A 25606-nucleotide genomic window follows, 5' to 3' on the forward strand; every position below is an offset into this window, starting at 1 on the left:
TCCACCCACGGGACCGTTTCGCCGCGATGAGTGGCAGGATCGAAGACCGTGACCACCACTGCACAGGAGCCCGACACCGAACCGCACACTTCCGGCGATCTCGCGCCGCCGGCCGTCGAACCGCAGGCCGAAGCGGTGATCGACCTCGACGCCGTCGCGCACAATGTCGCGATCCTGCGCGAGCATGCCGGTGCCGCGGCGGTCATGGCGGTCGTCAAGGCCGACGCCTACAACCACGGTGCGGTCCCGGTCGGTCGGGCCGCGCTCGCGGCCGGGGCGCGGGAGCTCGGTGTCACGACGCTCGGCGAGGGTGTGGAACTGAAGCAGGCGGGTATCACGGCGCCGGTCCTGTCGTGGCTGCACACCGCCGACTCCGACTACGTCCCGGCGCTCGCGGCGGGCGTCGAACTGGGGTTGTCGTCGCCGCGGCATCTGCGGGCCGTCGTCGACGCCGCCCGGCAGGTGGGCGTCCCGGCGACCGTCACGATCAAGGTCGACACGGGCCTGAACCGCAACGGTGTCTCCCGTGACGAGTGGCCCGACTTCCTGAAGGACATCGCGCGCGCCGAGGCGGAGGGTGCGGTCCGGTTCAAGGGCGTGTTCTCGCATCTCGCGCACGCCGACGAACCGCATCATCCGGTGATCGACACGCAGCGGGACCGGCTGGTGGAAGCGGTCTCCGACGCCAGGCGTCTCGGCCTCGTCCCGCAGGCCGTCCACCTGTCGAACTCGGCGGCCACCCTCACCCGCCCGGACCTGCGGTTCGACATGGTCCGTCCCGGTATCGCGCTGTACGGGCTGTCTCCGGTGCCGGAGGCGGGCACGTTCGGGCTGCGCCCGGTGATGACGTTCCGGTCGCGGGTCGCGCTGGTGAAGAAGGTCGCCGCCGGTGACGGCGTCTCGTACGGGCACACGTGGGTGGCGCCGCACGACACCACCGTCGCGTTGCTGCCCGTCGGATACGCGGACGGCCTGCCGCGGGCCCTGAGCGGCCGGTTCGACGTGTGGCTCGGCGACGACCGGCGTCCGGGGATCGGCCGGGTCTGCATGGACCAGGTCGTCGTCGACCTCGGCCCGGACGGTGCCGGCGTCCGCGAGGGCGACGTCGCCGTGTTCTTCGGTGACGGGCAGCCCGGCCGCGGCGTGCCGCACGTGCAGGAGTGGGCGGACATGCTCGACACCATCCACTACGAGGTGGTGACATCGGTGCGGGGCCGGACGGTCCGGACGTACGTCGGAGGCCCGGGCGGGCGCTCGTGAACCTGCTGAACCGGCTCGGCCTGCTCGGTGGGGTCGCCGGGGTCGCCGCGATCGGTGCGCTCGCGGGACTGAACGTCGTCAAGGCCGCGACGACGCGGCGCGGCCCGGAGATCTACGGGTCCGAGGACTTCACGCTGATGAGCCGCGACCGCAGCCGCACCGTCGTCGCCGAGGACGGGGTGCCGCTGCTGGTGCGGGAGGCGGGCGACGGCGACGCCCCGCTGACGGTGATCTTCGTGCACGGGTACTGCCTGCGCATGGAGTCGTGGCATTTCCAGCGCACGCAGCTCGCGCAGCGGTGGGGTGACGAGGCCCGCCTGGTGTTCTACGACCAGCGCGGCCACGGCGGGTCCGGCATGTCGACGGTGGAGGGCAGCACCATCGCCCAGCTCGGACGCGACCTGGCCACGGTGATCGACGCGGTCGCCCCGTCCGGTCCGGTGGTGCTCGTCGGGCATTCGATGGGCGGCATGACGATTCTCGCGGCGGCCCGCCAGTTCCCGGAGCTGGTCGAGGAGCGGGTGATCGGCGTCGGCCTGCTCTCGACGACGGCGGCCGGCCTGAACCAGTCGGGACTCGGCCGCAACCTGAACAATCCGGTGATCGACGCGTTCCGGCTCGCGGTGCGCACCGCGCCCGGGGTGGTGCAGCAGGCGCGTGGTGCGGCCCGCGCGATCATCGCGCCGATCCTGCGGGCCGCGTCGTACGGCACCGAGGTGAGCCCGCGGCTCGTCGAGTTCTCCGACGGCATGCTCGGCGACATCTCGGTGGTGACGATCGTCCACTTCCTCGAGACGCTGGAGTTGCACGACGAATCCGAGGCGCTGCCGGTGCTCGCGGACACGCCGGCGCTGGTGTTGTGCGGCGACGCCGACATGATCATCCCGTTTCCCAGCTCGAAGGCGCTCGCGACGGGGCTGCACCGTTCCGAGCTGGTGCGGGTGCGCGACGCGGGCCATCTCGTGGAGCTCGAGTTCCCGCAGGTAACCTCCGATGCGATCGACCGGTTGGTCCGGCGCGCCGTGTCGAGCCGTGAGAGTGCAGCGCCGGTCGACGAACTGGAGCAGACCGATGCCGGCTGACACACGTACCGGGCGCGGCAGCGCGACGCTGCCCACCACCGCGGACACCGAGGCCCTCGGCCGGGCGCTGGCGGAGACCCTGGACGCCGGTGACCTCGTCGTTCTCGACGGCCCGCTCGGGGCCGGGAAGACGGCCCTGACCCGCGGTATCGCTGCCGGTCTCGGTGTCGAGGGCCGGGTCACGTCACCGACGTTCATCATCGCCCGCGAGCACCGGCCCGGCACCCGCCCGGACGGCGGCGACCCCGTCGCCCTGGTGCACGTCGACGCGTACCGGCTGGGGGAGGCCGGGGGCGGCGGTGCGGTGGACCTGCACGATCAGCTCGACGCCCTCGACCTCGACACCGACCTCGAGAGTGCGGTCGTGGTCGTCGAGTGGGGGGAGGGTGTCGTCGAGCATCTCGCGGACCGGCACCTGCGGGTGCGGCTGCGCCGTGAACCCGAATCCGATGTGCGTACCGCGACGTGGGAGTGGGTGTCCGGCCCCGGTACCCGCTGAACCTGCCGGTCAGCGGCGGCGGCCGTCGGCGGCGCGCACCTTCCGGTAGGGGTGGGCGTCGACGTCGGTGAGCATGTCGGCGATCAGCTTCTCGTAGGGCTTGTTGCGGCGGGCCGCGGCCATGAGCCAGCCGGTCACCCGCGCCGCACCGCCCAGGCTCATCGGGCGGCCCGCGATCCCGTACATGGTGCGCGCCCAGTCCGGGAGCAGCGCGATGATGCCGTCCTGGATCACCACCGACGACGCCACCGTGATCGGGTTGCCGCGCAGCGACGGCTTCCGCAGGCCGGCGGTCGCTTCGGCCGCGGGCAGTGTCACCGCCAGCCGGTCGACCTGCGCGTGGATGTAGGTGTCGAGTTCGGCGTGGGTGCGCGGCAACCCGGACGGGTCGAGGCCCACCAACTCCGCCGCCCGATGCTGTTCGACGACGAACCGGTCACGCTCGGCCGGGGTGAGCCGCGGACCGTACATCTCGGAGCTGCGCAGGATGCCCCACACGAGAGTGTGGTGTGTCCATTCGAGCCACGCCGGATCGTCCGCCCGGAGGGTGTGTCCGGTGCGCTCGTCCGTCCACTGGGCGTGTGCGTGCATGCGGCGCACCGACTCGCCGGCCGCGTGGGCGTGGACGGTGTCGCCGAACACGGTGGTGTCGAGGTACTTGGCGGTGCGGGCGGCCCGGCCCACCGAGTCGGCATAGTTCACGGACACCTTGCTGAACAGTGTCATCATGCCCGGTTCGAGGGCCTGGAGCAGCACCCCGCACACCGCGCCGAGCGCGGAGGCCGGGTCGGCGAACAGCCGCCAGCTGATGCTGTCCGGGCCGAACAGCCCGTCGTCCTGCCGGGTTGCCGGGACGTCGCGCCCGGTGTTCTCGACGGCTCCACTCATGATCGGGTCCTTATCGCTCGCTGATGCGTCCGGTGCCGACCTGACACGGCGGCCCCCGCTGCGGCATTTGTACCAAATTACGTGCATGTCCGTGCGGTGATCGGCCGGTCCGGTGATGTCGCCGGTGGGCGGGTAGCCTGGTACATCGTGCTTGTGCTTGCCATCGACACCTCCACTCCCGCGGTCACCGCGGGTGTCGTGCACGTCGATCCGGAGAGCGACGGCGCCCCGCGCACGCTCGCGACCCGGATCACCGTCGACGCCCGCGCACACGCGGAGGTTCTCACCCCTCAGATCCTCGAATGCCTCACCGAGTCCGGGCACATCCCCGCCGACCTCGACGCCGTCGTGGTCGGAGTCGGGCCGGGACCGTTCACCGGTCTGCGGGTCGGCATGGCCACCGGTGCCGCGTTCGGTGACGCCCTCGACGTGCCCGTGTACGGAGTGTGCAGCCTCGACGCCATCGCCGCCGATGTCACCGCGGTGGCCGGCGACCACAACCTGTTGGTGGTCACCGATGCCCGTCGCCGCGAGGTGTACTGGGCGCGGTACGCGGGCGCCGAGCGGGTCGACGGGCCGGGCGTGATCGCACCGAACGAGCTCGACGCGGAGCCGTCCGAGATGATCGCGGGATCCGCATCCCACGTGGACATGTTCGATCTGCCGGTCCGTCCGGTGGAGACGCCGTCACCGGCCGGTCTGGTGACCGTCGCCGCGGCGGCGCTGCGGGCCGGGACCCGGCCGGAACCGCTGGTGCCGCTGTATCTTCGCCGCCCCGATGCGGTGGAGTTGGCGGACCGTCGCGCATGAGTGCACGGATCGTCGCGATGACCGGCGACGACGCCGACCGGTGCGCCGAACTCGAGCAGGTGCTCTTCCCCGGTGACGACCCGTGGAGCGCGCAGGCGTTCCGGTCGGAACTCGCCGGGGGCCACAACCGCTACTTCACCGCGCGGGACGACGCCGACACGCTGATCGGGTACGCGGGGGTGTCGCTGCTCGGCACCAGCATCACCCCCGAGGCCGAGGTCCACACGATCGGTGTCGATCCGGTGGCGCAGCGCGGCGGCATCGGCGGCGCCCTCCTCGACGCGCTGCTGCAGGTCGCGGACAGCTGGGGCGGGCCGGTGTTCCTCGAGGTGCGCACCGACAACGCGCCGGCGATCGCACTGTACGAGCGCGAGGGTTTCGAGATCGTCGGTACCAGGAAGCGGTACTACCAGCCGAGCGGCGCGGACGCATTCACGATGCGTCGCCCGGCACCAGGCAAGGAGTGACGGCCATGATCGTGATGGGCATCGAGAGTTCGTGCGACGAGACCGGCGTCGGCATCGTCCGCCTCCGCGACGACGGCAGCTGCGAGTTGCTCGCCGACGAGGTGGCGTCGAGCGTCGACCAGCACGCCCGCTACGGCGGGGTGGTCCCCGAGGTGGCGTCCCGCGCGCATCTCGAGGCGATCGTGCCGACCATGCGGCGGGCCCTCGCCGCCGCCGGCATCGAGCGTCCGGACGCGCTCTGCGTGACGATCGGCCCCGGACTGGCGGGTGCGCTGCTCGTCGGGGTGGCCGCCGCGAAGGCGTACGCGGCCGCGTGGGGCATCCCGTTCTACGCGATCAACCACCTCGGTGGTCACGTCGCCGTCGACACCATCGAGCACGGCCCGATGCCGGCGTGCGTCGCCCTCCTCGTCTCCGGCGGGCACACCCACCTGCTGCACGTCGAGGAACTGGGCCGCAAGCCGATCGTCGAACTGGGCACCACCGTCGACGACGCGGCCGGAGAAGCGTTCGACAAGGTCGCCCGCCTGCTCGGTCTCGGCTTCCCCGGCGGTCCCGCGTTGGACAAGCTTGCGCAGCAGGGTGATCGGGACGCGATCGTGTTCCCGCGCGGCATGACCGGTCCGCGCGACGCCCGCCACGACTTCTCGTTCTCCGGACTGAAGACCGCCGTCGCCCGGTACGTCGAATCCAAACAGCGTGCGGGCGAAGAGATCCCCGTCGCCGACGTCGCCGCCGGATTCCAGGAGTCCGTCGCGGACGTACTCACGATGAAGGCGGTGCGGGCGGCCCGGGACGTCGGCGTCGACACCCTCGTCCTCGGCGGCGGTGCCACCGCGAACTCACGGATCCGATCGCTCGCGGAAGAACGCTGCGCCGCAGCAGGTATCACGCTCCGGGTGCCGCGGCCTCGGCTGTGCACCGACAACGGTGTGATGATCGCGGCGCTCGGCGCGCACCTCATCGCCGGCGGTGCCCAGCCGTCGCAGCTCACCGCGGCGACGAATCCGGGACTGTCGGTGTCGGTGAGCCAGATTCCGGCCTGATCTCCGCGGAGCCGGCGTCGGGGCGGACCGGGGTCGCGGGCACGTCCGGGGCCGGTGCGTCCGGTGTCGGTGCGTCCGGTGTCGGTGCGTCCGGTGTCGCGAAGCCGTTGTGCGGGGCGAACTCCGGCAGCCAGGTGGGCCGCTCCGGCCACTTCGGCGGAATCCACGGCAGCGGATCCTTCGTGGTCGTCGTCGGCGACGGGATCCCGGTGGTCGGGGGTGGGGTCGACGGTGGCGGGGTCGGCGACGTGCTCGTCGGTGTGGTGTCGGTCGTCGGCCGGGGTTCGGTCGTCGTCGGGTAGCTGTACGTCGTCGGCGGCCACTGCCCGTTCGGGGCCTGCCACGTCGAGGTGGGGGACGGGTCCCCGGTCGGGACGTAGGTGTTCCCGGGTGCCGGTGCGGGCGGCTCCGGCGCCGGCGGCAACTCGGTCACGACCTCCGGGGTGTCGACGAGACTTCCTGCGGGGGAGAAGTTTTCGGGTGCGTTCGGGATCATCTCCGTGACGCAGTACCCGAGTATCAGTGCGCCGATCGCGAAGGCTCCGATGGCGGCCGCGGACACCCTGCTCCCGGTTCCGGTGACGACCGGGAACCGGTGGTGCTCCGCTGATCCCGCGAGCAGGGCTGCGCCCTTGGCCGTCGCGGCCTCCGGTTCGTCGACGACGAGAACCGGGAGGGTGCCGACGGTGTCCCCGAGGGCGGCGGCCGGCCCGGGAGTGTTCGCGCCCCCGCCGACGAGGACGACGGCCTCGGGAGTGCGCAGGCTGCGCTTCGCGACATGGTGAACGAATTCGGCTGTCCGGGAAGCGGTTCGAGCTGTGTCATGATCTGATGCGGTGTCACGGTCGATGTCGGCGACACGATCACGCACCGAGATCGTGCCGTCGGCCGGATCGACGATCGTGACGGTCAGCCCGGACGCGCCGAGGTCCGCGAGAGCGATGTGGCCGTAGCGGTCGACGAGGCCGGTGCTGCGCAGATACTCGAGTGCCGCGTCGACCTCGGGGACCAACCGGATGGAGCGCCGTTGATTCCTTGCGGCGGCACGCACGGCCGCGGCCTCGCCGTCGGTGCGGTACGCGACCGCGATCGCGTCCGGCTCGATCCGCCGATCGGGGATCTGCGTGGTCATCAGGCCGATCGCGGACAGTGCCAGGCTGCCGATGTCGGTGCCCGAATCGGTGGAGATCGTCCGGTACTCGACCGACCGGGTACCCGACTCGTCGGTGGTGACGAGCGCGGCGCACACCCCGGATGCCCCGGTGGAGATTCCGAGCGAGCTGCGCATGGTTCACCCCCTGTCCGCGGCTGCTGTTATCCGAACGTTACCGAACATCGTCGGATGGTGCTCGGCCCGGTACGTCGTCCCAGGTGGTGCGACGTGTGAGGCTGGAGGGCATGGAGCCGATCGAGGGAACGGAAGGGCCGGTGCCCGATTCGAGGGATGGACGGACGCCGACCCGGGCACTGCTCGGGGTGCTGCTCCGCCCGCTCGTGACCGTCTCGGGGCTCATGATCGCCTATTTCGTGCTGCCGATGACGGATCTGTCCGACGCCGGCACGGTCGCCGTCCTCGTCGGCGGCGTGCTGGGCATCGCCGCGCTGTTCGGGTGGCAGGTGTGGTGCATCCTCCGGTCGCCGGTGCCGACCCTGCGTTCCGCGGAGGCGCTGGTGGTGACGCTCCCGACGTACCTGCTGGGGTCGGCGACCGCGGTGCACCTGATGTCGTCGACGGATCCGGCGGCGTTCACACAGCCGCTGACCCGGATCGACGCGCTGTACTTCACGCTGACGGTGTTCGCGACGGTCGGCTTCGGTGACATCGCCGCCGTCGACCAGACCGCACGTATCCTGGTGACCGCGATGATCGTCGGCAATCTCGTGATGCTCTCGGTCGGCATCCGTCTGCTGACCGCCGCCGGGAAACGGGGGCGGGCCCGCCACCACGGCGACGGGCCCGCCTGACGGGTGTCAGCGCAGCGTCGCCAGCACCAGTTCCACGTTGTGGTCGGGAGATCCGCCGAGCAGCTTCGGGTCGGCGTGGATGTCGTTGAACGAGAACTCCCGGTACATCGACGCCAGACCGGCTGGGGAGAAGTCGTCGTAGTCGACCTGCAGGGGGCTGTCGGCCTCGATGAGCGTCGTCAGCAGCGACACGGTGCCGTCCGCGTTGTCGACGACCTCGATGATCCGGCCCTGCTGCGGGAAGTCGATGTGCGACGCCGTGTTGATCTCCCAGAAACTCTGCTCGGGCGTCTTGCCGACCTGCGGGGTGATCCGGTTCTCGTGGGTGTGGCCGTTGACCCAGGCGAGCACGTTCGGGAACCGGTGCAGCAGATCGACGAGTTGGGCGCCCTTGATCCGCGCCTCGAGCGGCCGTTCCGGGTCCGGGATCGTGTTCGCCATCGTGGTGGACGTGTGGTGGCTGAACAGCACGAAGTAGGTGTCGGTGCGCGATTGGGTGACCGGCGCGCCGCTCGCGTCGTAGTAGGTGTTGCTGCCGGCCAGCAGGGTCCGCTCGATCCAGCGGAACTGTTCCTCACCGAGCGAGCCGTCGACGAAACCGGCCCGGTTGGTGGAGTCCATGCTGATCCCGACGACACCGGGCGCGATCTCGAACGTGTAGTAGCCGATCCCGGTCTCGTCGGCGTCGGGCGCGAACCCGTGCCCGACCGGTCCGGGACCGGTGGCGGCCGGATCGAGGTGCGCGGCGATGAACTCCCGCGGCGTGAACGGCTTACGGTGCGCGTCCGGGGTGACGATGCGCGGCGGCGTGGTGATCGCCGACAGCAGGTTCAGCAGCGCCGTCGGATCGGAGCTGAGCGCACTCGAGATGCGAGCCGACTGATCGGACGAGTCCGGAACCTCGAACTTCTTGTCACCCGTGTACATCTGTTCGAGGAACCCGATCCCGCTCGGCAGGGTGCCGACGACCGAGTCGTCGTGATTGCCGAACACGCAGTACCACTTGGTGTCCAGGCCCGGGCTGGTGACGGGCTGCAGGACCGCGGACAACAGTCCGGGAATCTCCGGGAACCCGGCCTTCTTGTAGATGTCGCGGATCGACGACTCCGGATTCCAGTACAGATCGGCACCCGAGTTCTGCACGCCCTCGAAGCGCGTCGGATCGCCCGTGTTGGGGGTGAGGGTGCCGCCGTTGAGGGCGGTGAGGAACCAGCCCAGCTCGGCGAACTCCTTGTTGTCGGTGTTGTCACCGGTGGTGACGACCGCGTCGAAGTCGCGTTGCGTGTGCGGACCCTTGCGCAGCGAGTTCACCCGATCGATCAGCGACACCAGGCCCTGCGTCGTCATCGTCTCCTGCGGGCGGTGCGCCGCCGCCTGGAACGGATGGACGTACTCGAAACGCACGGGCGACTGGGCGTCGGTCACGTGCACGTCGGTGAGCTGGACCAGCGACGCCAGCGCGGTGCGCCGGTCCTCGCGCCCGGACTTGGCTTCCGCCAGATCGTTGCGCACCACGAGCGGCCACCCCGGTCCGGCAGTGAGCCGGCGGTAGCCGTTCGTGCCGAGGGGGATCGCCACCGATTCGAGCGTGGTGCCCGCGGCCGACGCCGGCAGCGGAGCCGCCGCCAGGGCCTGTCCCGCAAGCGGATTCCACGATCGGTCCCCGATCAGGGGGAGACCCGCGATTCCCAGTGCCCCGACACCGGCCGCACCGAAGAAGGTGCGCCGATTCATTCCGTTCGTCTGCTGTTCACCCACGCGCACACTGTATGTGACAGATGGGGCACAAGTGTCACGTTCGTGGCAAGTCGGTGATGCCGGTGTCGAGTCCGCCGATCGGGGCGACGACGTCGCCGGTGTGCGGATCGGCCCACGCAGGCGCACCGTCGACGACCTTCGGTGTCAACAGGTGCCGGCCGCGCGACGGCCACTGCACGAACTCGTATCCGGCCAGCTCCGTCTGCACGACGTCGGCCGTCCACACCGCGGCCTCCGGGAACGCGGCGTCCATCGACAGGTTCCCGCCGATGCCGAATCCGCCGATGCCGCCGCTCTTCTGCCAGCCGACGAGAACCGTGTAGTCCTCGGTGATCGACAACTCCCACACCAGACGGTCGACGCGGACGTCGCGTCCGTGGCGCAGGAACCGCAGATCCCGCGCCACCGCCGTGAGAGCGCGCACCCAGGCAGGCGGGGCGTCGAATCCCGGGTCGTCGAGTATCTCGACGCCGTTGTCCGCCGGCAGGTACTGCCAGGTCAGCCGGTCCGGGAACATCGCGTCGAACATCGTCGTGTCACTCCGTCTCCGACTGCGGCGCCTGTAACCGCACCTCGGCGATCAGCCCGTAGTGGTCGGAGCCGACGATCTCGATCCGTTCGAGCGAGGTGGCCTGTGCGCCCTTGGTGAGGATGTGGTCGATGCCGACGACGGCCGGATACCGTTTGTCCGTCGGATACGTGGGCAGGATTCCGGCACCGAGGAGGTCGGCGGCGTCGATGTAGCCGCCGCGGCGCAGATCTCGGAACTTGCGGTGCGTGTAGGTGGCGTTGAAGTCGCCGGCCACGATCACGTTGTCGTGGACGGCCGCCGCGTCGAGTTCGTCGCGTAGCGCGTCGAAGTCGGCGGTCCAGTGTTCGGCGGGCGCGATGTAGGCGGGCACCGGGTGCACGTCGTACAGCACCACCGGTTCCGGTAGGCCCGCGTCGACGTCGACGGCCAGGTTCGTCAGCGCCATGGTGTCCACGAGTCGTCCGTTCGACAGCGGCAGCCGGCTGTAGACGCCGCCGCCGTTGCCGCCGGTGCGCGGCTCGAGCACCGTGTACGGCAGTACGTCCTCGAGGCCGGCGTCCCGCAGTGCCGTGACGGCCGGTTCCGTCAGTTCCTGGATCGTCACGACGTCGACGTCCCGGTCTCGGACCGTGCGCACGAACGCGTCCGGATCCGCCGACCCCACCATGATGTTCGACTGCAGCACCCGCACCACCGGTCCGTCGGGGACGGTGCCGGCACCGTCCGCGCCGCCGATCCACAGCGGGCCGAGCGCCCACCCGCTCAATGCGAGCACCACCACCGACACGCCCGCGAGGATCCATTGGCGGGCCACCGCGGTGACGATCACCCCGAGCACCGTCACCACCGACAGCAGCGGCGTGACCGATGCCGCCACGATCACCGCGTTCGCGGACGCCCCGGACCGGAACGCGGCGAGCGCGATCAGCCCGGACACGATGCCGGCGACCCCGACCGCTGTCGCGAGCCATCGGAACGTGACCGCACGCCTCATCGAATCTCCTTCTGCAGCCGGTGTGGTCGCCGCAGCGTATCCGGCCCGTGCGACACGGAGCGCCGCCCTTGAGCGCTGGCACTCGCGTGTATAGAGTGCTAGTCGACGCTGAGCGAGTCCCGGCACCCGCGACGACGGGGCTTGCGAAGAGTCACCCTGGTGACTAACTGATCGTGGTCCGAGGAACAGCCTCGGGCCCAACGAACCCCTGAAGATGGAGGGCTCATCGTGGCGAGCGTGAACATCAAGCCGCTCGAGGACAAGATCCTCGTCCAGGCCAACGAGGCCGAGACGACGACTGCCTCCGGCCTGGTCATCCCCGACACGGCGAAGGAGAAGCCCCAGGAGGGCACCGTCGTCGCAGTCGGACCCGGCCGCTGGGACGAGGGCGGCGAGAAGCGCATCCCCCTGGACGTCCAGGAAGGCGACACCGTCATCTACAGCAAGTACGGCGGAACCGAGATCAAGTACGCCGGCCAGGAGTACCTGATCCTGTCGGCTCGCGACGTGCTGGCTGTCGTCGCCAAGTAAGCCTCACGCACCCGCCCCGGAGTTCCGCATCGGACCCGGGGCGGAGTGCGTTCACGGACCCTTTCAGGAGTAACAGCACTTATGTCCAAGCAGATCGAATTCAACGAGAAGGCCCGGCGCGCGCTCGAGCGCGGCGTCGACCAGCTCGCCGACGCTGTCAAGGTCACCATCGGCCCGCGCGGCCGGCATGTCGTGCTCGCCAAGGCGTTCGGCGGCCCGACGGTCACCAACGACGGTGTGTCCATCGCCCGCGAGATCGAGCTCGAGGATCCCTTCGAGAACCTCGGCGCGCAGCTCGTCAAGAGCGTCGCCACCAAGACCAACGACGTCGCCGGTGACGGCACCACCACCGCCACCGTGCTCGCGCAGGCCCTCGTCAAGGCCGGCCTGAAGAACGTGGCCGCGGGCGCCAACCCGATCGCGCTCGGTGTCGGCATCTCGAAGGCCGCGGACGCGGTCTCGGAGGCGCTGCTCGCCGCCGCCACCCCGGTCGAGGGCAAGGCCGCCATCGCCCAGGTCGCCACCGTCTCGTCGCGTGACGAGGAGATCGGCGAGATGGTCGGCGAGGCCATGACCCGCGTCGGCGTCGACGGTGTCGTCACGATCGAGGAGTCGTCGACGCTGCACACCGAACTCGTCGTCACCGAGGGCGTCCAGTTCGACAAGGGCTTCCTGTCGCCGTACTTCATCACCGACATCGACGCCCAGCGCGCCGTTCTCGAGGATGCCCTCATCGTCCTCTACCGCGAGAAGATCGGTGCGCTGGCGGACTTCCTGCCGCTGCTCGAGAAGATCGCCGAGTCCGGCAAGCCGGTCCTGATCATCGCCGAGGACATCGAGGGCGAGGCCCTGTCGACCCTCGTCGTGAACTCGATCCGCAAGACGATCAAGGCCGTTGCCGTCAAGGCGCCGTTCTTCGGTGACCGTCGCAAGGCGTTCCTCGAGGACCTCGCCGTCGTCACCGCGGGCACCGTCATCACCGCGGACATGGGCGTCACGCTCAAGGACGCCGGTCTGGACCTGCTCGGCACCGCCCGCCGTGTCGTCGTCACCAAGGACGAGACGACGATCGTCGACGGCGCCGGCACCGAGGCCGACATCGCCACCCGCGTCGCGCAGCTCAAGAGCGAGATCGAGCGCACCGACTCCGAGTGGGATCGCGAGAAGCTCGAGGAGCGCCTCGCGAAGCTGGCCGGCGGCGTCGCCGTCATCAAGGTCGGCGCGGCCACCGAGACCGATCTCAAGGAACGCAAGTTCCGCGTCGAGGACGCCGTCAACGCCGCCAAGGCCGCGGTCGAGGAGGGCATCGTCCCCGGTGGCGGTTCCGCCATCGTGCAGGCCGCGCAGGCACTCGCCGACCTCGCCGCATCCCTGTCGGGCGACGAGGCGACCGGTGTCGAGGTCGTGCGGACCGCCGTGCAGGCCCCGCTGTACTGGATCGCCACCAACGCCGGCATCGACGGAGCCGTCGTCGTCGACAAGGTCGCGAACGCACCGAAGGGCCACGGCTTCAACGCCGCGACCCTCACCTACGGTGATCTGCTCGCCGACGGTGTCGTCGACCCGGTCAAGGTGACCCGCTCCGCCGTCGTCAACGCCGCATCGGTCGCGCGCATGGTGCTCACCACCGAGAGCGCCGTCGTCGAGAAGCCCGCCGAAGCGGACGCCGCCGCCGGTCACGGGCACGGTCACGCCCACTGACCCGACGGCACCCGCTGCACGACGAGACCCCCGGACGCATCGTCCGGGGGTCTCGTCGTTGCGGTGCGGGTCAGGCGACCCGGCGGCGGGACTGCCGGGTGAGCGTCTCCCGCTCGGACTCCGACATGCCGCCCCAGATCCCGTACGGTTCGGACACCGTCAGTGCATGGCGGCGGCACTGGGCCAGCACCGGGCAGCGGTGGCAGGTTTCCTTGGCCCGGTTCTCCCGCGCCGCGCGGGCCCGACCCCGCTCGCCGTCCGGGTGGAAGAACACGGCGGAATCCATGCCCCGGCACAGCCCGCGCATCTGCCAGTCCCAGATATCGGCGTTCGGGCCGGGAAGATGATTCGGTACAGGCATCAAAGGACTCCTCTGTCAGCAGGCTCGCGATGGTGCTGCGAGCGGCCCGCCACCCCCCGTGGATGACGGGACCAATGAAATCGGTCACGCACACGCCACCGTAAAGGGGAACATGAAATCTCGTCAACACTTTCGTCCCGTGTCGATTTGCATATCTTCGAAGCGAAGAATTAACGGGATGGTCATTTACATCCGATCGGTGGTGTGATTGCCTGGCATCGGCCACGTGAAGGAGGCTTCCGTGGGCGTGCCCGTGTCCGACCTGGACGATCGTTCGGCGGACCGGGGCGGTCAGGTTACCGAAGAGTATTGTTTCGCCGATCCGGTAACGCTGTCGTCACGAATTCTTCAAATTTGAAGCAAAATTTCGGGGCGGCCGGATTGGTGCCGTATGTGGAGAATTTGACGGTCGTCCAGTTTGTGGTGTGGTGACCATTCCCGCATACGGTGCGCCACCGGTGTGGACGCCGTCGGATGCCGTGTTCCGGCGTGGTGCGATGATCGCCGGATGCTTCGCGACGTTGCGTTCGGCCCGGATCCGGGGCGGTATCCGCTGCCCACCGACGAGAACTGCGTGGGGCGGTGGCATCGGGCGGTGGCACTCGGCGGCCAGGGTCGATACGCGCAGGCCCGGGCCGAACTCGCGGTCCTGCGGCGGCCCGGGGTCCGGCCCGCCGTGGCCGCACTCGCCGCGAGCACGCAGGCGTCCCTGTTGCGGCAGCTGGGTTTCCACGCGCACGCATCCGGCTACGACGGCGCCGCGCTGGCCCTCGCCGGTGCGAGCGGGGACGGCCCGGCCGCGGACCCGCTGCTGCACGAGGCGCGCTGCGACGCGTTCACCGGACTCGCGGCCGATGCGCTCGGCTGCGGACGGCTCCCGCTCGGCCATCGGATGCTGCAGCGGTGCCGGCAGTACCTGGACGACGTCGACACGCCGGACACGTTGTGGCGGCAGTACATCCGTCTGCACTGGGTGAGCGCCGAGATCGCCCTCGCCGCGGGCGACTTCGAGACCGCGACGGTGCACGCCCGGGACGCGGTCGCCCGCGCCGCCGACGCCCCGTCGGTCCGGCACCGCGTCAAGTCGGCACTGCTGTCCGCGGCCGCGGCGACCGGACAGGCCACCCCCGACGTCGCCCACGAGACGGCGCGGCAGGTCCTCGACGATTGCGGCGAGCACGGACTGCTCCCGCTGCGGTGGGCCGCGGCGATGCTCCTCGACGGAGTGAGACCGGACCCGTCCGCCCGCGCGATCCGCGACGACTGCGCCGCCGAGATCGCGCGTCGGGGCGGGAGATTCACGAAATGACCAGTGGATATGCGCGCGCGCCACAGATGCGTCGGGGACGGTCGTTACTCTTACAGGCGTTCCGCCTCACCGCGGAAGCACACCCGGCCGGGGGGACGTGCCACTGTAACGCCAGGGACCTGTCTGACGATGACTGATACGGGTGGGGAGTTGAACTCCGTCGTCGCTGCTGCCGCGCAGGGCGACCGGAATGCCCTGTCCCACGTCCTGCAGAGTATTCGCCCTCTGGTCGTGCGCTACTGCCGAGCGAGGGTGGGCGCCGCGGAACGCGGGAATCTGTCCGCGGACGATGTGGCGCAGGAGGTGTGCCTGGCCGTGATGACGGCGTTGCCGCGCTACCAGGATCAGGGGCGTCCGTTCATGGCGTTCGTGTACGGGATCGCCGCACACAAGGTCGCGGACGCCCACCGAAACGCGGCGCGTAACAAATCCGATCCAGTTGCTGAAGTACCTGATGTCGTATCCGCCGAGGACGGACCCGAGGATCGGGCCCTGAGTTCGGAGACGAGCCGACAGGTGAACGCACTGCTGGAGACGCTTCCGGAGAAGCACCGCGAGATCCTCGTCCTCCGACTCGTCGTCGGACTGTCCGCGGAGGAGACGGCTGCAGCAGTCGGAAGCACCGCGGGCGCGGTGCGGGTGGCTCAGCACCGAGCCATCGCCAAGTTGAAGAAGGAAGTGACGAGAGCAGGTGAGAGACATGGCTAGGGGGCATGAAGGACACGGCGGCGAGCCGGGCGATCCCCACGCCGATCTCGCCGGGAACAACGATCCCGTCGACGTGTCCGCGGTGCGCCGCGACGACGCGCTGATCGACGCGATCGCCTGCGGTGATCCCGTCGCGACCGAGCACCCCGACGAATACCAGGTCGCGGCACTGCTCGCGAACTGGCGGGCCGAGATCGTCGCACAGCCGATGCCGGCCGAACCCGACCTCGACGACATCGTCGAACGGGTGAACCGGGAACTCGCGGCCCGCGAACTCGAGGGGCAGAGATCCCTGTCGACCCGACTCCGATCGGGCCGCGGCGGACTCCGCCTGCTCCGCCCGATCGCGGCCGCGGCCGCCGTCGTCGCCATCGCGATGGGCGGGATGACCGTCTTCTCGTACAACGCCCAACCCGGCGACCCGCTGTGGGGCGTCACACAGGTCGTCTTCACCCAGCGTGCCGCGTCGACCGTCGCGAAGATCGACACCACCTCCAACCTGGAGGAGGCCGAACGCCTCATCGCGACCGGGGACACCGCCGCCGCACGCGCCCGACTCGAGTCCGCGGCCACCCGGGCCAGCGCCGTCAACGACGCCGGCGCCCGGGACGAGCTCAACGGGTGGCGTCAGCGACTGCTCACGCAACTGCAGACCACCCCGCCGCCCGTCGCGCCGCCGCCCGCGACGGCACCGTCGACCGTGGGCGAGCCGTCCGGGACCCCGAGCCCGGTGCCGTCGACGCCGTCGCCGAGCATCCCCTCGGGCACCCCGAACCCGGAACTGCCGCTGACGTCACCGCCCACGTCCCCGGCCGAGTCGTCGACACCGGACCCGGGCACGTCGACCCCCGGACCGTCCGAACCGTCGACATCCGCCCCGACGTCGACGTCGACCTCGGCGGCCACGTCGACGACGACCGCCGCCACGTCGACCACCAAGGCGACCAGCGGGGGCGTCACCGGGGGTGGCGTCACCGGCGGGGGTGGTGGAGCCGGATCGTTGGATCCGTCCACCCGCTGAACACACGACACACCGGCACGACACGGGCCCGGCAGGAAAATCCTGCCGGGCCCGTGTCGTCGTTCGGGGGTGTTACCGGGGAGACCTCAGAGGTCGAAGCTGTCGCCGTGCAGGGCGTCGTTCATCGACGCGTCCGCGTAGCCGCGGCAGTAGTCCCACGTGACGTACGCGTCGGGGGACGGGTCGTACGCGGGCTCGTGCGGGCGGACGGTGCCGTCGACGAGCAACTGGAGCAGGTTCGCGCGCAGCATGTCCCAGTCGTGGTAGTGGTCCTGCTGGCAATCCTCGCAGCACACCACGAGCCCGCGGATCCCGCGATGGCCCAGCAGGGCCTCGTACACGGCGAGGTCCGCGAGATCCTCCTCCACGGCGAGACGCTCGTGGGGGTCGAGCGGCTGGCCCGGCTCGATCGCGTCGAGTGCGGCGGACGGGTCGGCGGGGTCACCGGCGAAGGGATCCGGCGGGAGGCCGGGAGGCAGTTGATCGCGCACGACACCACGGTACGCAGGTCGGCCCGGTCCGCGCTAGCCGATGGCAGCCGACGGGTCCGCCGCCGCAGTCCGGGAGCGCTCGTGTGCGCATTCCGGTGAGCCGATACCATGGTCACCGGTAGGTCTGCGCGCGGGAACGCTCCCCGGGGAATATTCCGGCAGCCCAGTTCCTTCCTTCTTTCACCAATCGAATCGATGCTTCATGGAGGGCCCGAGCCGCATGAGTAGTTCCGCAGGGCACGTGCACACCGGGGGAGACGACCCGAACAAGGTTGCGATGTTGGGTCTGACCTTCGACGACGTGCTGCTGTTGCCGGCGGCCTCGGACGTCGTCCCCAACCAGGTCGACACCTCGACGCAGCTCACCCGCGACATCCGTCTCAACGTCCCGCTCGTCAGTTCCGCGATGGACACCGTCACCGAGGCCCGCATGGCCATCGCGATGGCGCGGGCCGGCGGGATGGGCGTGCTGCACCGCAACTCGTCCATCGAGGCGCAGGCCGGCTGGGTCGAGACCGTCAAGCGGTCCGAGGCCGGCATGGTCACCGATCCCGTCACGTGCAAGCCCACCGACACGCTCGGTGAGGTCGACGCGATGTGCGCCCGGTTCCGCATCTCGGGTCTGCCCGTCACCGATGCGGACGGCCAGCTCGTCGGCATCATCACCAACCGTGACATGCGCTTCGAGGTCGACCAGAATCGTCAGGTCGCCGAGGTGATGACCAAGGCGCCGCTGATCACCGCGCGCGAGGGTGTCACCGCCGAGGTCGCGCTCGGGCTGCTGCGCCGCCACAAGATCGAGAAGCTGCCGATCGTCGACGGTCAGGGCAAGCTCACCGGCCTGATCACCGTCAAGGACTTCGTCAAGACCGAGCAGTACCCCAACGCCACCAAGGACCGTGACGGCCGCCTGCTCGTCGGTGCCGCGGTCGGTGCCGGCGACGAGGCGTGGACCCGCGCGCTGACGCTGGCCGATGCCGGTGTCGACGTCCTCGTCGTGGACAGCGCGCACGGGCACTCCCGTGGCGTGCTCGAGATGATCACCAAGCTCAAGGCCGAGATCGGCGGCCGGGTCCAGCTGATCGGCGGCAACGTCGCGACCCGCTCCGGCGCGCTCGCGCTCGTCGAGGCCGGCGCGGACGCGGTCAAGGTCGGTGTCGGCCCCGGCTCCATCTGCACCACACGTGTCATCGCCGGTGTCGGTGCCCCGCAGATCACCGCGATTCTCGAGGCGACCGCGGCGGCCAAGGCGCACGGTGTCCCGGTCATCGCCGACGGCGGCCTGCAGTTCTCCGGCGACGTGGCCAAGGCTCTCGCCGCGGGTGCGTCCGCCGCGATGCTCGGTTCGCTGCTCGCCGGTACCGCCGAGTCGCCGGGCGAGCTGATCCTCGTCGGCGGCAAGCAGTTCAAGAGCTACCGCGGTATGGGTTCGCTCGGTGCGATGCAGGGCCGCGGCCAGGGCAAGTCGTACTCCAAGGACCGGTACTTCCAGGACGACGTCCTCGCAGAGGACAAGCTCGTCCCGGAGGGTATCGAGGGCCGGGTGCCGTTCCGCGGCCCCCTCGGTCAGGTCATCCACCAGCTCACCGGCGGCCTCCGTGCGGCGATGGGTTACACCGGTGCGGCGACCATCGAGCAGTTGCAGCAGGCCCAGTTCGTGCAGATCACTGCGGCGGGTCTCAAGGAGAGCCATCCGCACGACATCACGATGACGGTCGAAGCACCCAACTACGCAGCCCGCTAAGCACACAACACAATCGAGAAAGGGGCGCGCGTGCGCGACCTCGTCGAAATCGGCATGGGCAGGACTGCCCGACGCACCTACGAGTTGGACGACATCAACATCGTTCCCTCCCGCCGGACCCGCTCCTCCAAGGAGGTGTCGACGGCCTGGCAGATCGATGCGTACCGCTTCGACATCCCGGTGCTCGCCCACCCGACCGATGCGCTGGTGTCCCCGGCGTTCGCGATCGAGCTGGGCAAGGCCGGCGGTCTCGGTGTGATCAACGGTGAGGGCCTGTGGGGTCGGCACGCCGACGTCGAGGCCAAACTCGCCGAACTGGCGGAGCTGGCGGAGAAGGAGGTCGACCCGGACGCCGCGGTCGCCCGCCTGCAGGAACTGCACGCGGCACCGCTGCAGCCGGAGCTGCTGGCCGCGGCCGTCGCGCAGGTCCGTGAGGCCGGTGTCACGACGGCGGTGCGGGTGAGCCCGCAGAATGCGCGCGCGCTCACCCCGGCACTGGTCAAGGCAGGGATCGACCTGCTGGTCATCCACGGCACGATCATCTCCGCCGAGCACGTCGCGCACGGCGAGAGCGAGCCGCTGAACCTCAAGACGTTCATCTCCGAACTCGACGTCCCGGTCATCGCCGGCGGCGTCAGCGACCACCGCACCGCGCTGCACCTGATGCGTACCGGTGCGGCCGGTGTGATCGTCGGCTACGGCTCCACCGAGGGCGCCACCACCACGCGTGAGGTGCTCGGTATCGGGGTGCCGATGGCGACCGCGATCGCGGACGCGGCCGCGGCCCGTCGGGACTACCTCGACGAGACCGGTGGCCGCTACGTGCACGTCATCGCCGACGGCGACATCACCACCTCCGGTGACTTCGCGAAGGCCATCGCGTGCGGTGCCGACGCGGCCATGCTCGGCGCGCCGCTCGCGGTCGCGCAGGAGGCGCCCGGCGGCGGCTGGTACTGGCCGTCCGCGGCCGCGCACCCGTCGATGCCGCGCGGCACGCTGATGCCGGTGGCGTTCGGGGACCGTCCGAACCTGGATCAGGTCCTCAACGGCCCGTCGGACGACCCGTACGGGTCGCTCAACGTCGTCGGCGGCCTGCGCCGGTCGATGGCGAAGTCGGGTTACTCCGACCTCAAGGAGTTCCAGAAGGTCGGCCTGAACGTCCGCGGCTGATCCGACCTCCTCTCCTGTGGCCGAATGTCACACACGTTCAGTTCAACTGAACCGGTGTGACATTCGGCCACAGGTGTTTCGGGGATCCGGACAACTTTTGTGGAACTTACGGTTACAGTCATAGCCGTCCGTGTGGCTCGAGTCACAAGTACGCGGTGCATACTGGCGAGTAGTTGATCCGGTTCTTCGGTGGAGGTGTCACACATGGGTAAGCAGCGGGCAACCGACTACGACGTGCTCATCGTCGGTTCGGGCTTCGGTGGCAGCGTCACCGCGCTCCGGCTCGTGGAGAAGGGCTACCGGGTCGGGGTGCTCGAGGCCGGCCGCCGCTACGCCGACGCCGACTTCGCGAAGACGTCGTGGGATCTCAAGCGGTTCCTGTGGGCGCCGGCGCTGGGCTGCTACGGCATCCAGCGCGTCCACCTGCTGCGGGACGTGCTGATCCTCGCCGGTGCCGGGGTGGGCGGCGGCTCCCTCAACTACGCCAACACCCTGTACAAGCCGCCGTCGTCGTTCTTCCAGGATCCGCAGTGGCGGGACATCACCGACTGGGACGCCGAACTGACCCCGCACTACGAGCAGGCCCGCAGGATGCTCGGGGTGGTGCAGAACCCGCACATGACGCCCGCCGACGAGGTGATCAAGTCGGTCGCCGAGGACATGGGGGTGGGGGAGACGTTCATCCAGACGCCGGTCGGCGTGTTCTTCGGGGAACCGGGCAAGACCGTCGACGACCCGTACTTCGGTGGGGTCGGTCCCGCCCGCACCGGCTGCATCGAGTGCGGCGAATGCATGACCGGCTGCCGGCACGGCGCCAAGAACACCCTGATCAAGAACTATCTCGGGCTCGCCGAGAAGGCCGGCGCGCAGATCACGGCGATGACGACCGTCGACTCGCTGCGGCAGACGGCGGACGGGACGTGGTCGGTCGAGACGCACCGCACCGGCGCGAAGGTCCGCAAGGACCGCAAGGCGTACACCGCGCAGCACGTCGTCGTCGCGGCCGGCACGTGGGGCACCCAGCACCTGCTGCACAAGATGAAGGACACCGGCACACTGCCGAAGCTGTCGGATCGGCTCGGGGAGCTGACCCGCACCAACTCCGAGTCCATCGTCGGCGCCGGGAAGATGAAGGTCGATCCGGCGATGGATCTCACCCGCGGGGTCGCGATCACGTCGTCGTTCCATCCCACGGCGGACACTCACATCGAGCCGGTCCGGTACGGCAAGGGTTCCAACGCGATGGGCCTGCTGCAGACCCTGATGACCGACGGCGGTGGCCGCACCCCGCGCTGGGTGAAACTGCTGAAGATCATCGCCGCGAACCCGGCGCAGATGCTGCGGATGCTGTCGGTGAAGGACTGGAGCGAACGGACCATCATCGCGCTCGTCATGCAGAACCTCGACAACTCGATCACCACCTACACCAAGCGCGGGATCCTGGGCCGGCGCAAGGTGACCAGCAAGCAGGGCCACGGCGAGCCGAACCCGACGTGGATCCCGGCCGGCAACGAGGCCACCCGGCGGATCGCCGACAAGATCGACGGCATCGCGGGCGGCACGTGGGGCGAGGTGTTCAACGTTCCGCTCACCGCGCACTTCCTCGGCGGTGCCACGATCGGCTCGGACGCCGGTCACGGTGTCATCGACCCGTACCACCGCGTGTACGGGTATCCGACGCTCAGCGTCGTCGACGGGGCCGCGGTGTCCGCGAACCTGGGGGTGAACCCGTCGTTGACGATCAGCGCGCAGGCCGAGCGGGCGGCATCGCTGTGGCCCAACAAGGGCGAACAGGACACCCGCCCGGAGCAGGGTGCACCGTACCGGCGGCTCGCGGCCGTCGCCCCGAACGCCCCGGTGGTTCCGGCGGGCGCGCCGGCGGCGTTGACGCTGCCGATCGTCGAGATCCGAGGCGGCGGCACGTCCGGTGACGAAACCGACAGCGGAGTCGCGTAGGTAGGGGCGATCGGCGGGGCTGTGCATATTAGACTGTCCGGGTGTCAGAAACCCAGCAAGACAGGCCGGTGCTCGTCGTCGACTTCGGAGCCCAGTACGCGCAGCTGATCGCGCGCCGCGTACGTGAGGCGAAGGTCTATTCGGAAGTGGTGCCGCACACCACGACCGTCGAGGAGATCGCGGCCAAGCAGCCGCTCGCGGTCGTCCTGTCCGGTGGCCCGTCGAGTGTGTACGAGGAGGGGGCGCCGCAGCTCGACCCCGCCCTGTTCGACCTGGGCGTGCCGGTGTTCGGTATCTGCTACGGCTTCCAGGCGATGGCGAACGCGCTCGGCGGCACCGTCGCGCACACCGGCGCCCGCGAGTACGGCCGCACCGAGATCGCCGTCACCGGTGGTGTCCTGCACGACGGCCTGCCCGCCACGCAGCCGGTGTGGATGAGCCACGGCGACGGCGTCACCGCCGCCCCCGAGGGCTTCGAGGTCACCGCGTCCAGCGCGGGCGCCCCGGTCGCCGCGTTCGAGGACCGGGCCCGCAAGCTGGCCGGCGTCCAGTACCACCCGGAGGTGCTGCATTCGCCGCACGGCCAGCAGGTCCTCAGCCGCTTCCTGCACGAGATCGCCGGCATCCCCGGCGCGTGGACGGCCGCGAACATCGCCGAGTCGCTCGTCGAGCAGGTCCGCGAGCAGGTCGGCGACGGCAAGGCCATCTGCGGCCTGTCCGGTGGCGTCGACTCCGCGGTTGCGGCAGCACTCGTGCAGCGCGCAATCGGTGACCGTCTGACCTGTGTGTTCGTCGACCACGGTCTGATGCGTGCCGGTGAACGCCAGCAGGTCGAGAAGGACTTCGTCGCCGCGACCGGCGCCCGCCTGATCACCGTCGACGCGGCCGACACGTTCCTGCGGGAACTGGCCGGCGTGTCCGACCCGGAGACCAAGCGCAAGATCATCGGCCGCGAGTTCATCCGCAGCTTCGAGGGCGCGGTGTCCGAGGTGCTCGGCGAGAACGCGGAAGGAACTGGGGACGCGACTACTGTTGAATTCCTGGTCCAGGGCACCCTGTACCCGGATGTCGTCGAGTCCGGTGGCGGCACCGGCACCGCGAACATCAAGAGCCACCACAATGTCGGCGGCCTGCCCGAGGACCTGCAGTTCAAGCTGGTCGAGCCGCTGCGCCTGCTGTTCAAGGACGAGGTCCGGGCGGTGGGCCGCGAACTCGGCCTGCCCGAGGAGATCGTCGGACGCCAGCCGTTCCCCGGCCCCGGCCTGGGTATCCGCATCATCGGCGAGGTCACGCAGGAGCGTCTCGAGATCCTGCGGCACGCCGACTCGATCGCCCGCGAGGAGCTCACCGCCGCCGGCCTGGACGGCCAGATCTGGCAGTGCCCCGTCGTGCTGCTCGCGGACGTCCGCAGCGTCGGCGTCCAGGGCGACGGCCGCACGTACGGTCACCCGATCGTGCTGCGCCCCGTCTCCAGCGAGGACGCGATGACCGCGGACTGGACGCGTCTGCCGTACGAGACGCTCGAGCGGATCTCCACCCGCATCACCAACGAGGTCGCCGACGTCAACCGCGTCGTGCTCGACGTCACCAGCAAGCCGCCGGGAACGATCGAGTGGGAGTGATCCCCGCCTGACCGAACGACTGTGCCCCGGCCGAATCGGCTGGGGCACAGTCGTTTTCGGTGACTCACCGTGTGCGGCGGGCAGGGGAGAGCACCAGGGCCGCGCCGATCACGACGGCGACGGCCACGAAGATCCACCGGAACTCGACGTGTCCGAGTGCGTCGAGGGAGAACGGCCCGATCAGCGCCCACCCGCTGACCAGCAGCGCGGCCAGGCCCGCGAGGAGCAGGCCGAGCGACGGTCGGCGGGACCGTCGGGGTGCGGACGAGGTGTCGGTGTCGTCACCCGTGATATCGGGGTTGTCGGCGAATTCAGCCACGGTAGACCCTCACTTCACCAATCTTGTTGTCGACCTTCAGGTTCAGGGTCGGTCCGGTGGCGTCGGCCGGGTTCCCGACGTCGCAGGTGGTTTCGCCGAGAACGATGGAGCAGTCGGTGTGGACGTTCATGTTCGCGGGCACGATCACCTGGTAGTCGCCGAGCAGGCCGTCGAGGCTCACGTCGCGGCTCTCGGTGAGGTCGAGTTGACGCAGGTCGAGCGTGAAGTCGCCGACCGTGCCCGTGTAGGAGGATTCGAGTTCGGTCATCGTGTGGGGAGTCCAGGTGCGTTCACCGACCGTCATCGCGTCCCAGTGCACCGGTCCGACGATCGAGGAGAGGACCACGAAGCCGGCGAGGGGGAAGCCCACCACGAGCAGTCCGTGGCCGCGGCGCCGGAACGCCCCGACGAGCAGGCCGGCACCGATGACGGCGAGAGCGATCCCGCCGATCCGGGCGGGCGTCAACCATTCGGCTCCGGTCGCGGCCCACACACCGGTTGCGGTGGCCGCGGCCAGGACCGCGAGACCGAGGACGACGGACGTGAAGCGGGTCCGGGGTGTGCGGGGCAGTTCCGCGGGCGGCTCGGGAGTGCGGGCCGGTTCCGGCAGATCCCATGCGAACGGGGCGACACCGAGCGGATCCCACGACGGCGGCGTCGGATCGGTGCCGGACGGACCGGACGCGGGTGGTGCGTCGGGTGCGTCGGGTTCGTAGTGGTCGGGCAGCCGGGTGTACGGGCTGTACGCGGGCGGCACGGGGGTGCCGGGTACCGGGGTGGTCTGGGCGGTCCGGAAACTCTGGAACGGCTGGAACGATCCGGTCCGGTAGTCGGGCACGGTCTGTGCGACGCTCGGCGGCAGCTCGGGCGGAATCGGTTGCCGCTGGTACAGCAACCACAGGCCACCGAGCATGAGAGCGCCGCTCAGGACACCCGAGCCGCCCATCCCGACCCCGATCGGTCCGATCGTGCTCAGCGCGATCGCGAGGGCGACGAGCAGCACGACCGTCGTGGTGCTGGACTGCGACGATGTGCCGCGGCCGAGGAGAGATTCGGCCGGTGACACCTGGTCGCCCGGCTTGCTCAGCAGCAGCCAGCCTGCGAGGTACAGGATGATGCCGGCGCCGCCGAAGAGCGCGGACACCACGAACGCCACCCGCACCAGGACGGGGTCGACGCGGTAGCGCTGGGCGATACCGGCCGCGACACCCGCGACGTGCCCCTGTCGCGGCAGGCGTAGCGGGCGGGTCCGCCACAGGTCGTGAAGCTGGTCGGAGAAGCTTCCGGTACTCGTGCTCATGCCATTCATCGTGGCGTCCGGACCGGTGCCGGCACCATCGGGAACTACCCTGATCTTTTCCCCGAGCGGGTG

Annotated in this window: 25 protein-coding genes; 16 read left to right on the forward strand and 9 right to left on the reverse strand. The window is 70.0% G+C overall.

The window, feature by feature from the left end:
* Positions 1-48: 48 nt before the first annotated feature.
* Genes alr through tsaE form a run of 3 tightly spaced genes read left to right on the forward strand, consistent with a single transcriptional unit; the run spans position 49 to position 2841 of the window.
* A complete protein-coding gene (gene alr, locus E0497_RS14060; RefSeq protein WP_421958349.1) occupies positions 49-1260 on the forward strand; it encodes an alanine racemase in 1212 nt (403 codons plus the stop codon).
* Entirely contained in the window at positions 1257-2342 is a 1086-nt protein-coding gene (locus E0497_RS14065; RefSeq protein WP_137725424.1) for an alpha/beta fold hydrolase, read from the forward strand. The genes alr and E0497_RS14065 overlap by 4 nt, the downstream gene beginning before the upstream one ends.
* Positions 2332-2841 carry a tRNA (adenosine(37)-N6)-threonylcarbamoyltransferase complex ATPase subunit type 1 TsaE gene (gene tsaE, locus E0497_RS14070; RefSeq protein ID WP_137725425.1) on the forward strand — a complete coding sequence of 170 codons (510 nt, stop codon included), beginning with the start codon at positions 2332-2334 and terminating at the stop codon, positions 2839-2841. The genes E0497_RS14065 and tsaE overlap by 11 nt, the downstream gene beginning before the upstream one ends.
* A 9-nt stretch (positions 2842-2850) precedes the next feature.
* Here the strand turns inward: tsaE and E0497_RS14075 are convergent, their stop codons facing one another.
* Positions 2851-3729: an oxygenase MpaB family protein gene (locus E0497_RS14075; protein WP_137725426.1), complete on the reverse strand. Its 879-nt coding sequence runs from the start codon at positions 3727-3729 to the stop codon at positions 2851-2853.
* 147 nt (positions 3730-3876) lie between these two features.
* Here E0497_RS14075 and tsaB point away from each other — a divergent pair, with 147 nt between their 5' ends.
* Genes tsaB through tsaD form a run of 3 tightly spaced genes read left to right on the forward strand, consistent with a single transcriptional unit; the run spans position 3877 to position 6052 of the window.
* Positions 3877-4539, forward strand: a complete 663-nt coding sequence (gene tsaB / locus E0497_RS14080) for a tRNA (adenosine(37)-N6)-threonylcarbamoyltransferase complex dimerization subunit type 1 TsaB (protein WP_137725427.1) — start codon at positions 3877-3879, stop codon at positions 4537-4539.
* Positions 4536-5006: a ribosomal protein S18-alanine N-acetyltransferase gene (gene rimI, locus E0497_RS14085; RefSeq protein WP_137725428.1), complete on the forward strand. Its 471-nt coding sequence runs from the start codon at positions 4536-4538 to the stop codon at positions 5004-5006. Before tsaB ends, rimI begins: the two co-directional genes overlap by 4 nt.
* Positions 5007-5011: 5 nt before the next feature.
* A complete protein-coding gene (gene tsaD / locus E0497_RS14090) occupies positions 5012-6052 on the forward strand; it encodes a tRNA (adenosine(37)-N6)-threonylcarbamoyltransferase complex transferase subunit TsaD (protein ID WP_137725429.1) in 1041 nt (346 codons plus the stop codon).
* Here tsaD and E0497_RS14095 read toward each other — a convergent pair.
* Positions 5997-7340 (reverse strand): DUF7159 family protein, encoded by a 1344-nt coding sequence (locus E0497_RS14095; protein ID WP_137725430.1) that lies wholly within the window; start codon positions 7338-7340, stop codon positions 5997-5999. The genes tsaD and E0497_RS14095 overlap by 56 nt on opposite strands.
* Positions 7341-7480: 140 nt before the next feature.
* Here E0497_RS14095 and E0497_RS14100 point away from each other — a divergent pair, with 140 nt between their 5' ends.
* Positions 7481-8017: a potassium channel family protein gene (locus tag E0497_RS14100; RefSeq protein WP_241665878.1), complete on the forward strand. Its 537-nt coding sequence runs from the start codon at positions 7481-7483 to the stop codon at positions 8015-8017.
* 6 nt (positions 8018-8023) lie between these two features.
* On the opposite strand, the gene E0497_RS14105 is transcribed toward E0497_RS14100, so the two are convergent.
* The 3 genes from E0497_RS14105 to E0497_RS14115 are packed head-to-tail and all read right to left on the reverse strand — an operon-like array spanning position 8024 to position 11301.
* Positions 8024-9751: a TIGR03767 family metallophosphoesterase gene (locus tag E0497_RS14105; protein ID WP_137725461.1), complete on the reverse strand. Its 1728-nt coding sequence runs from the start codon at positions 9749-9751 to the stop codon at positions 8024-8026.
* A 58-nt stretch (positions 9752-9809) separates the two neighbouring features.
* Complete coding sequence (locus E0497_RS14110; protein WP_241665879.1) at positions 9810-10304, reverse strand: hypothetical protein; 495 nt, start codon at positions 10302-10304, stop codon at positions 9810-9812.
* Between the two features lie 7 nt (positions 10305-10311).
* Positions 10312-11301 (reverse strand): endonuclease/exonuclease/phosphatase family protein, encoded by a 990-nt coding sequence (locus tag E0497_RS14115; protein WP_137725432.1) that lies wholly within the window; start codon positions 11299-11301, stop codon positions 10312-10314.
* A gap of 228 nt (positions 11302-11529) precedes the next feature.
* Between E0497_RS14115 and groES the strand changes: the two genes are divergently transcribed.
* On the forward strand, positions 11530-11832 hold the full coding sequence (gene groES, locus E0497_RS14120) for a co-chaperone GroES (RefSeq protein ID WP_137725433.1): 303 nt from the start codon (positions 11530-11532) through the stop codon (positions 11830-11832).
* A gap of 81 nt (positions 11833-11913) precedes the next feature.
* The gene (gene groL, locus E0497_RS14125; protein ID WP_137725434.1) at positions 11914-13533 is read left to right on the forward strand and encodes a chaperonin GroEL; all 1620 of its coding nucleotides are present in this window, start codon (positions 11914-11916) and stop codon (positions 13531-13533) included.
* A gap of 70 nt (positions 13534-13603) precedes the next feature.
* Here the strand turns inward: groL and E0497_RS14130 are convergent, their stop codons facing one another.
* Entirely contained in the window at positions 13604-13894 is a 291-nt protein-coding gene (locus E0497_RS14130) for a WhiB family transcriptional regulator (protein WP_137725435.1), read from the reverse strand.
* A gap of 508 nt (positions 13895-14402) precedes the next feature.
* On the opposite strand from E0497_RS14130, the gene E0497_RS14135 reads away from it, so the two are divergent.
* The 3 genes from E0497_RS14135 to E0497_RS14145 all read left to right on the forward strand — a co-directional run bounded on the left by E0497_RS14135 (position 14403) and on the right by E0497_RS14145 (position 16932).
* Positions 14403-15203 (forward strand): hypothetical protein, encoded by an 801-nt coding sequence (locus E0497_RS14135; protein WP_137725436.1) that lies wholly within the window; start codon positions 14403-14405, stop codon positions 15201-15203.
* Positions 15204-15332: 129 nt separating this feature from the next.
* Positions 15333-15911 (forward strand): sigma-70 family RNA polymerase sigma factor, encoded by a 579-nt coding sequence (locus tag E0497_RS14140; RefSeq protein ID WP_137725437.1) that lies wholly within the window; start codon positions 15333-15335, stop codon positions 15909-15911.
* Positions 15904-16932 carry an anti-sigma-D factor RsdA gene (locus E0497_RS14145; RefSeq protein WP_137725438.1) on the forward strand — a complete coding sequence of 343 codons (1029 nt, stop codon included), beginning with the start codon at positions 15904-15906 and terminating at the stop codon, positions 16930-16932. Before E0497_RS14140 ends, E0497_RS14145 begins: the two co-directional genes overlap by 8 nt.
* 86 nt (positions 16933-17018) lie before the next feature.
* Here the strand turns inward: E0497_RS14145 and E0497_RS14150 are convergent, their stop codons facing one another.
* Positions 17019-17423 (reverse strand): DUF5319 domain-containing protein, encoded by a 405-nt coding sequence (locus tag E0497_RS14150; RefSeq protein WP_127914637.1) that lies wholly within the window; start codon positions 17421-17423, stop codon positions 17019-17021.
* A gap of 220 nt (positions 17424-17643) precedes the next feature.
* Between E0497_RS14150 and guaB the strand changes: the two genes are divergently transcribed.
* The 4 genes from guaB to guaA all read left to right on the forward strand — a co-directional run bounded on the left by guaB (position 17644) and on the right by guaA (position 23915).
* Positions 17644-19167, forward strand: coding sequence for an IMP dehydrogenase (guaB, locus tag E0497_RS14155; RefSeq protein WP_137725439.1), 1524 nt, complete (start codon positions 17644-17646; stop codon positions 19165-19167).
* 30 nt (positions 19168-19197) lie between these two features.
* The gene (locus E0497_RS14160) at positions 19198-20337 is read left to right on the forward strand and encodes a GuaB3 family IMP dehydrogenase-related protein (RefSeq protein WP_137725440.1); all 1140 of its coding nucleotides are present in this window, start codon (positions 19198-19200) and stop codon (positions 20335-20337) included.
* A gap of 204 nt (positions 20338-20541) precedes the next feature.
* Positions 20542-22293, forward strand: a complete 1752-nt coding sequence (locus tag E0497_RS14165; protein ID WP_137725441.1) for an FAD-dependent oxidoreductase — start codon at positions 20542-20544, stop codon at positions 22291-22293.
* A gap of 41 nt (positions 22294-22334) precedes the next feature.
* Positions 22335-23915, forward strand: coding sequence for a glutamine-hydrolyzing GMP synthase (gene guaA, locus E0497_RS14170; RefSeq protein ID WP_137725442.1), 1581 nt, complete (start codon positions 22335-22337; stop codon positions 23913-23915).
* Positions 23916-23979: 64 nt separating this feature from the next.
* Here the strand turns inward: guaA and E0497_RS14175 are convergent, their stop codons facing one another.
* A complete protein-coding gene (locus E0497_RS14175; RefSeq protein WP_421958350.1) occupies positions 23980-24234 on the reverse strand; it encodes a hypothetical protein in 255 nt (84 codons plus the stop codon).
* Positions 24227-25534, reverse strand: a complete 1308-nt coding sequence (locus tag E0497_RS14180; RefSeq protein ID WP_241665880.1) for a PspC domain-containing protein — start codon at positions 25532-25534, stop codon at positions 24227-24229. Before E0497_RS14180 ends, E0497_RS14175 begins: the two co-directional genes overlap by 8 nt.
* Positions 25535-25606 lie beyond the last annotated feature (72 nt).

The sequence above is a fragment of the Prescottella subtropica genome (assembly GCF_005434945.1).
GTDB classification, from domain to species: Bacteria; Actinomycetota; Actinomycetes; order Mycobacteriales; family Mycobacteriaceae; genus Prescottella; species Prescottella subtropica.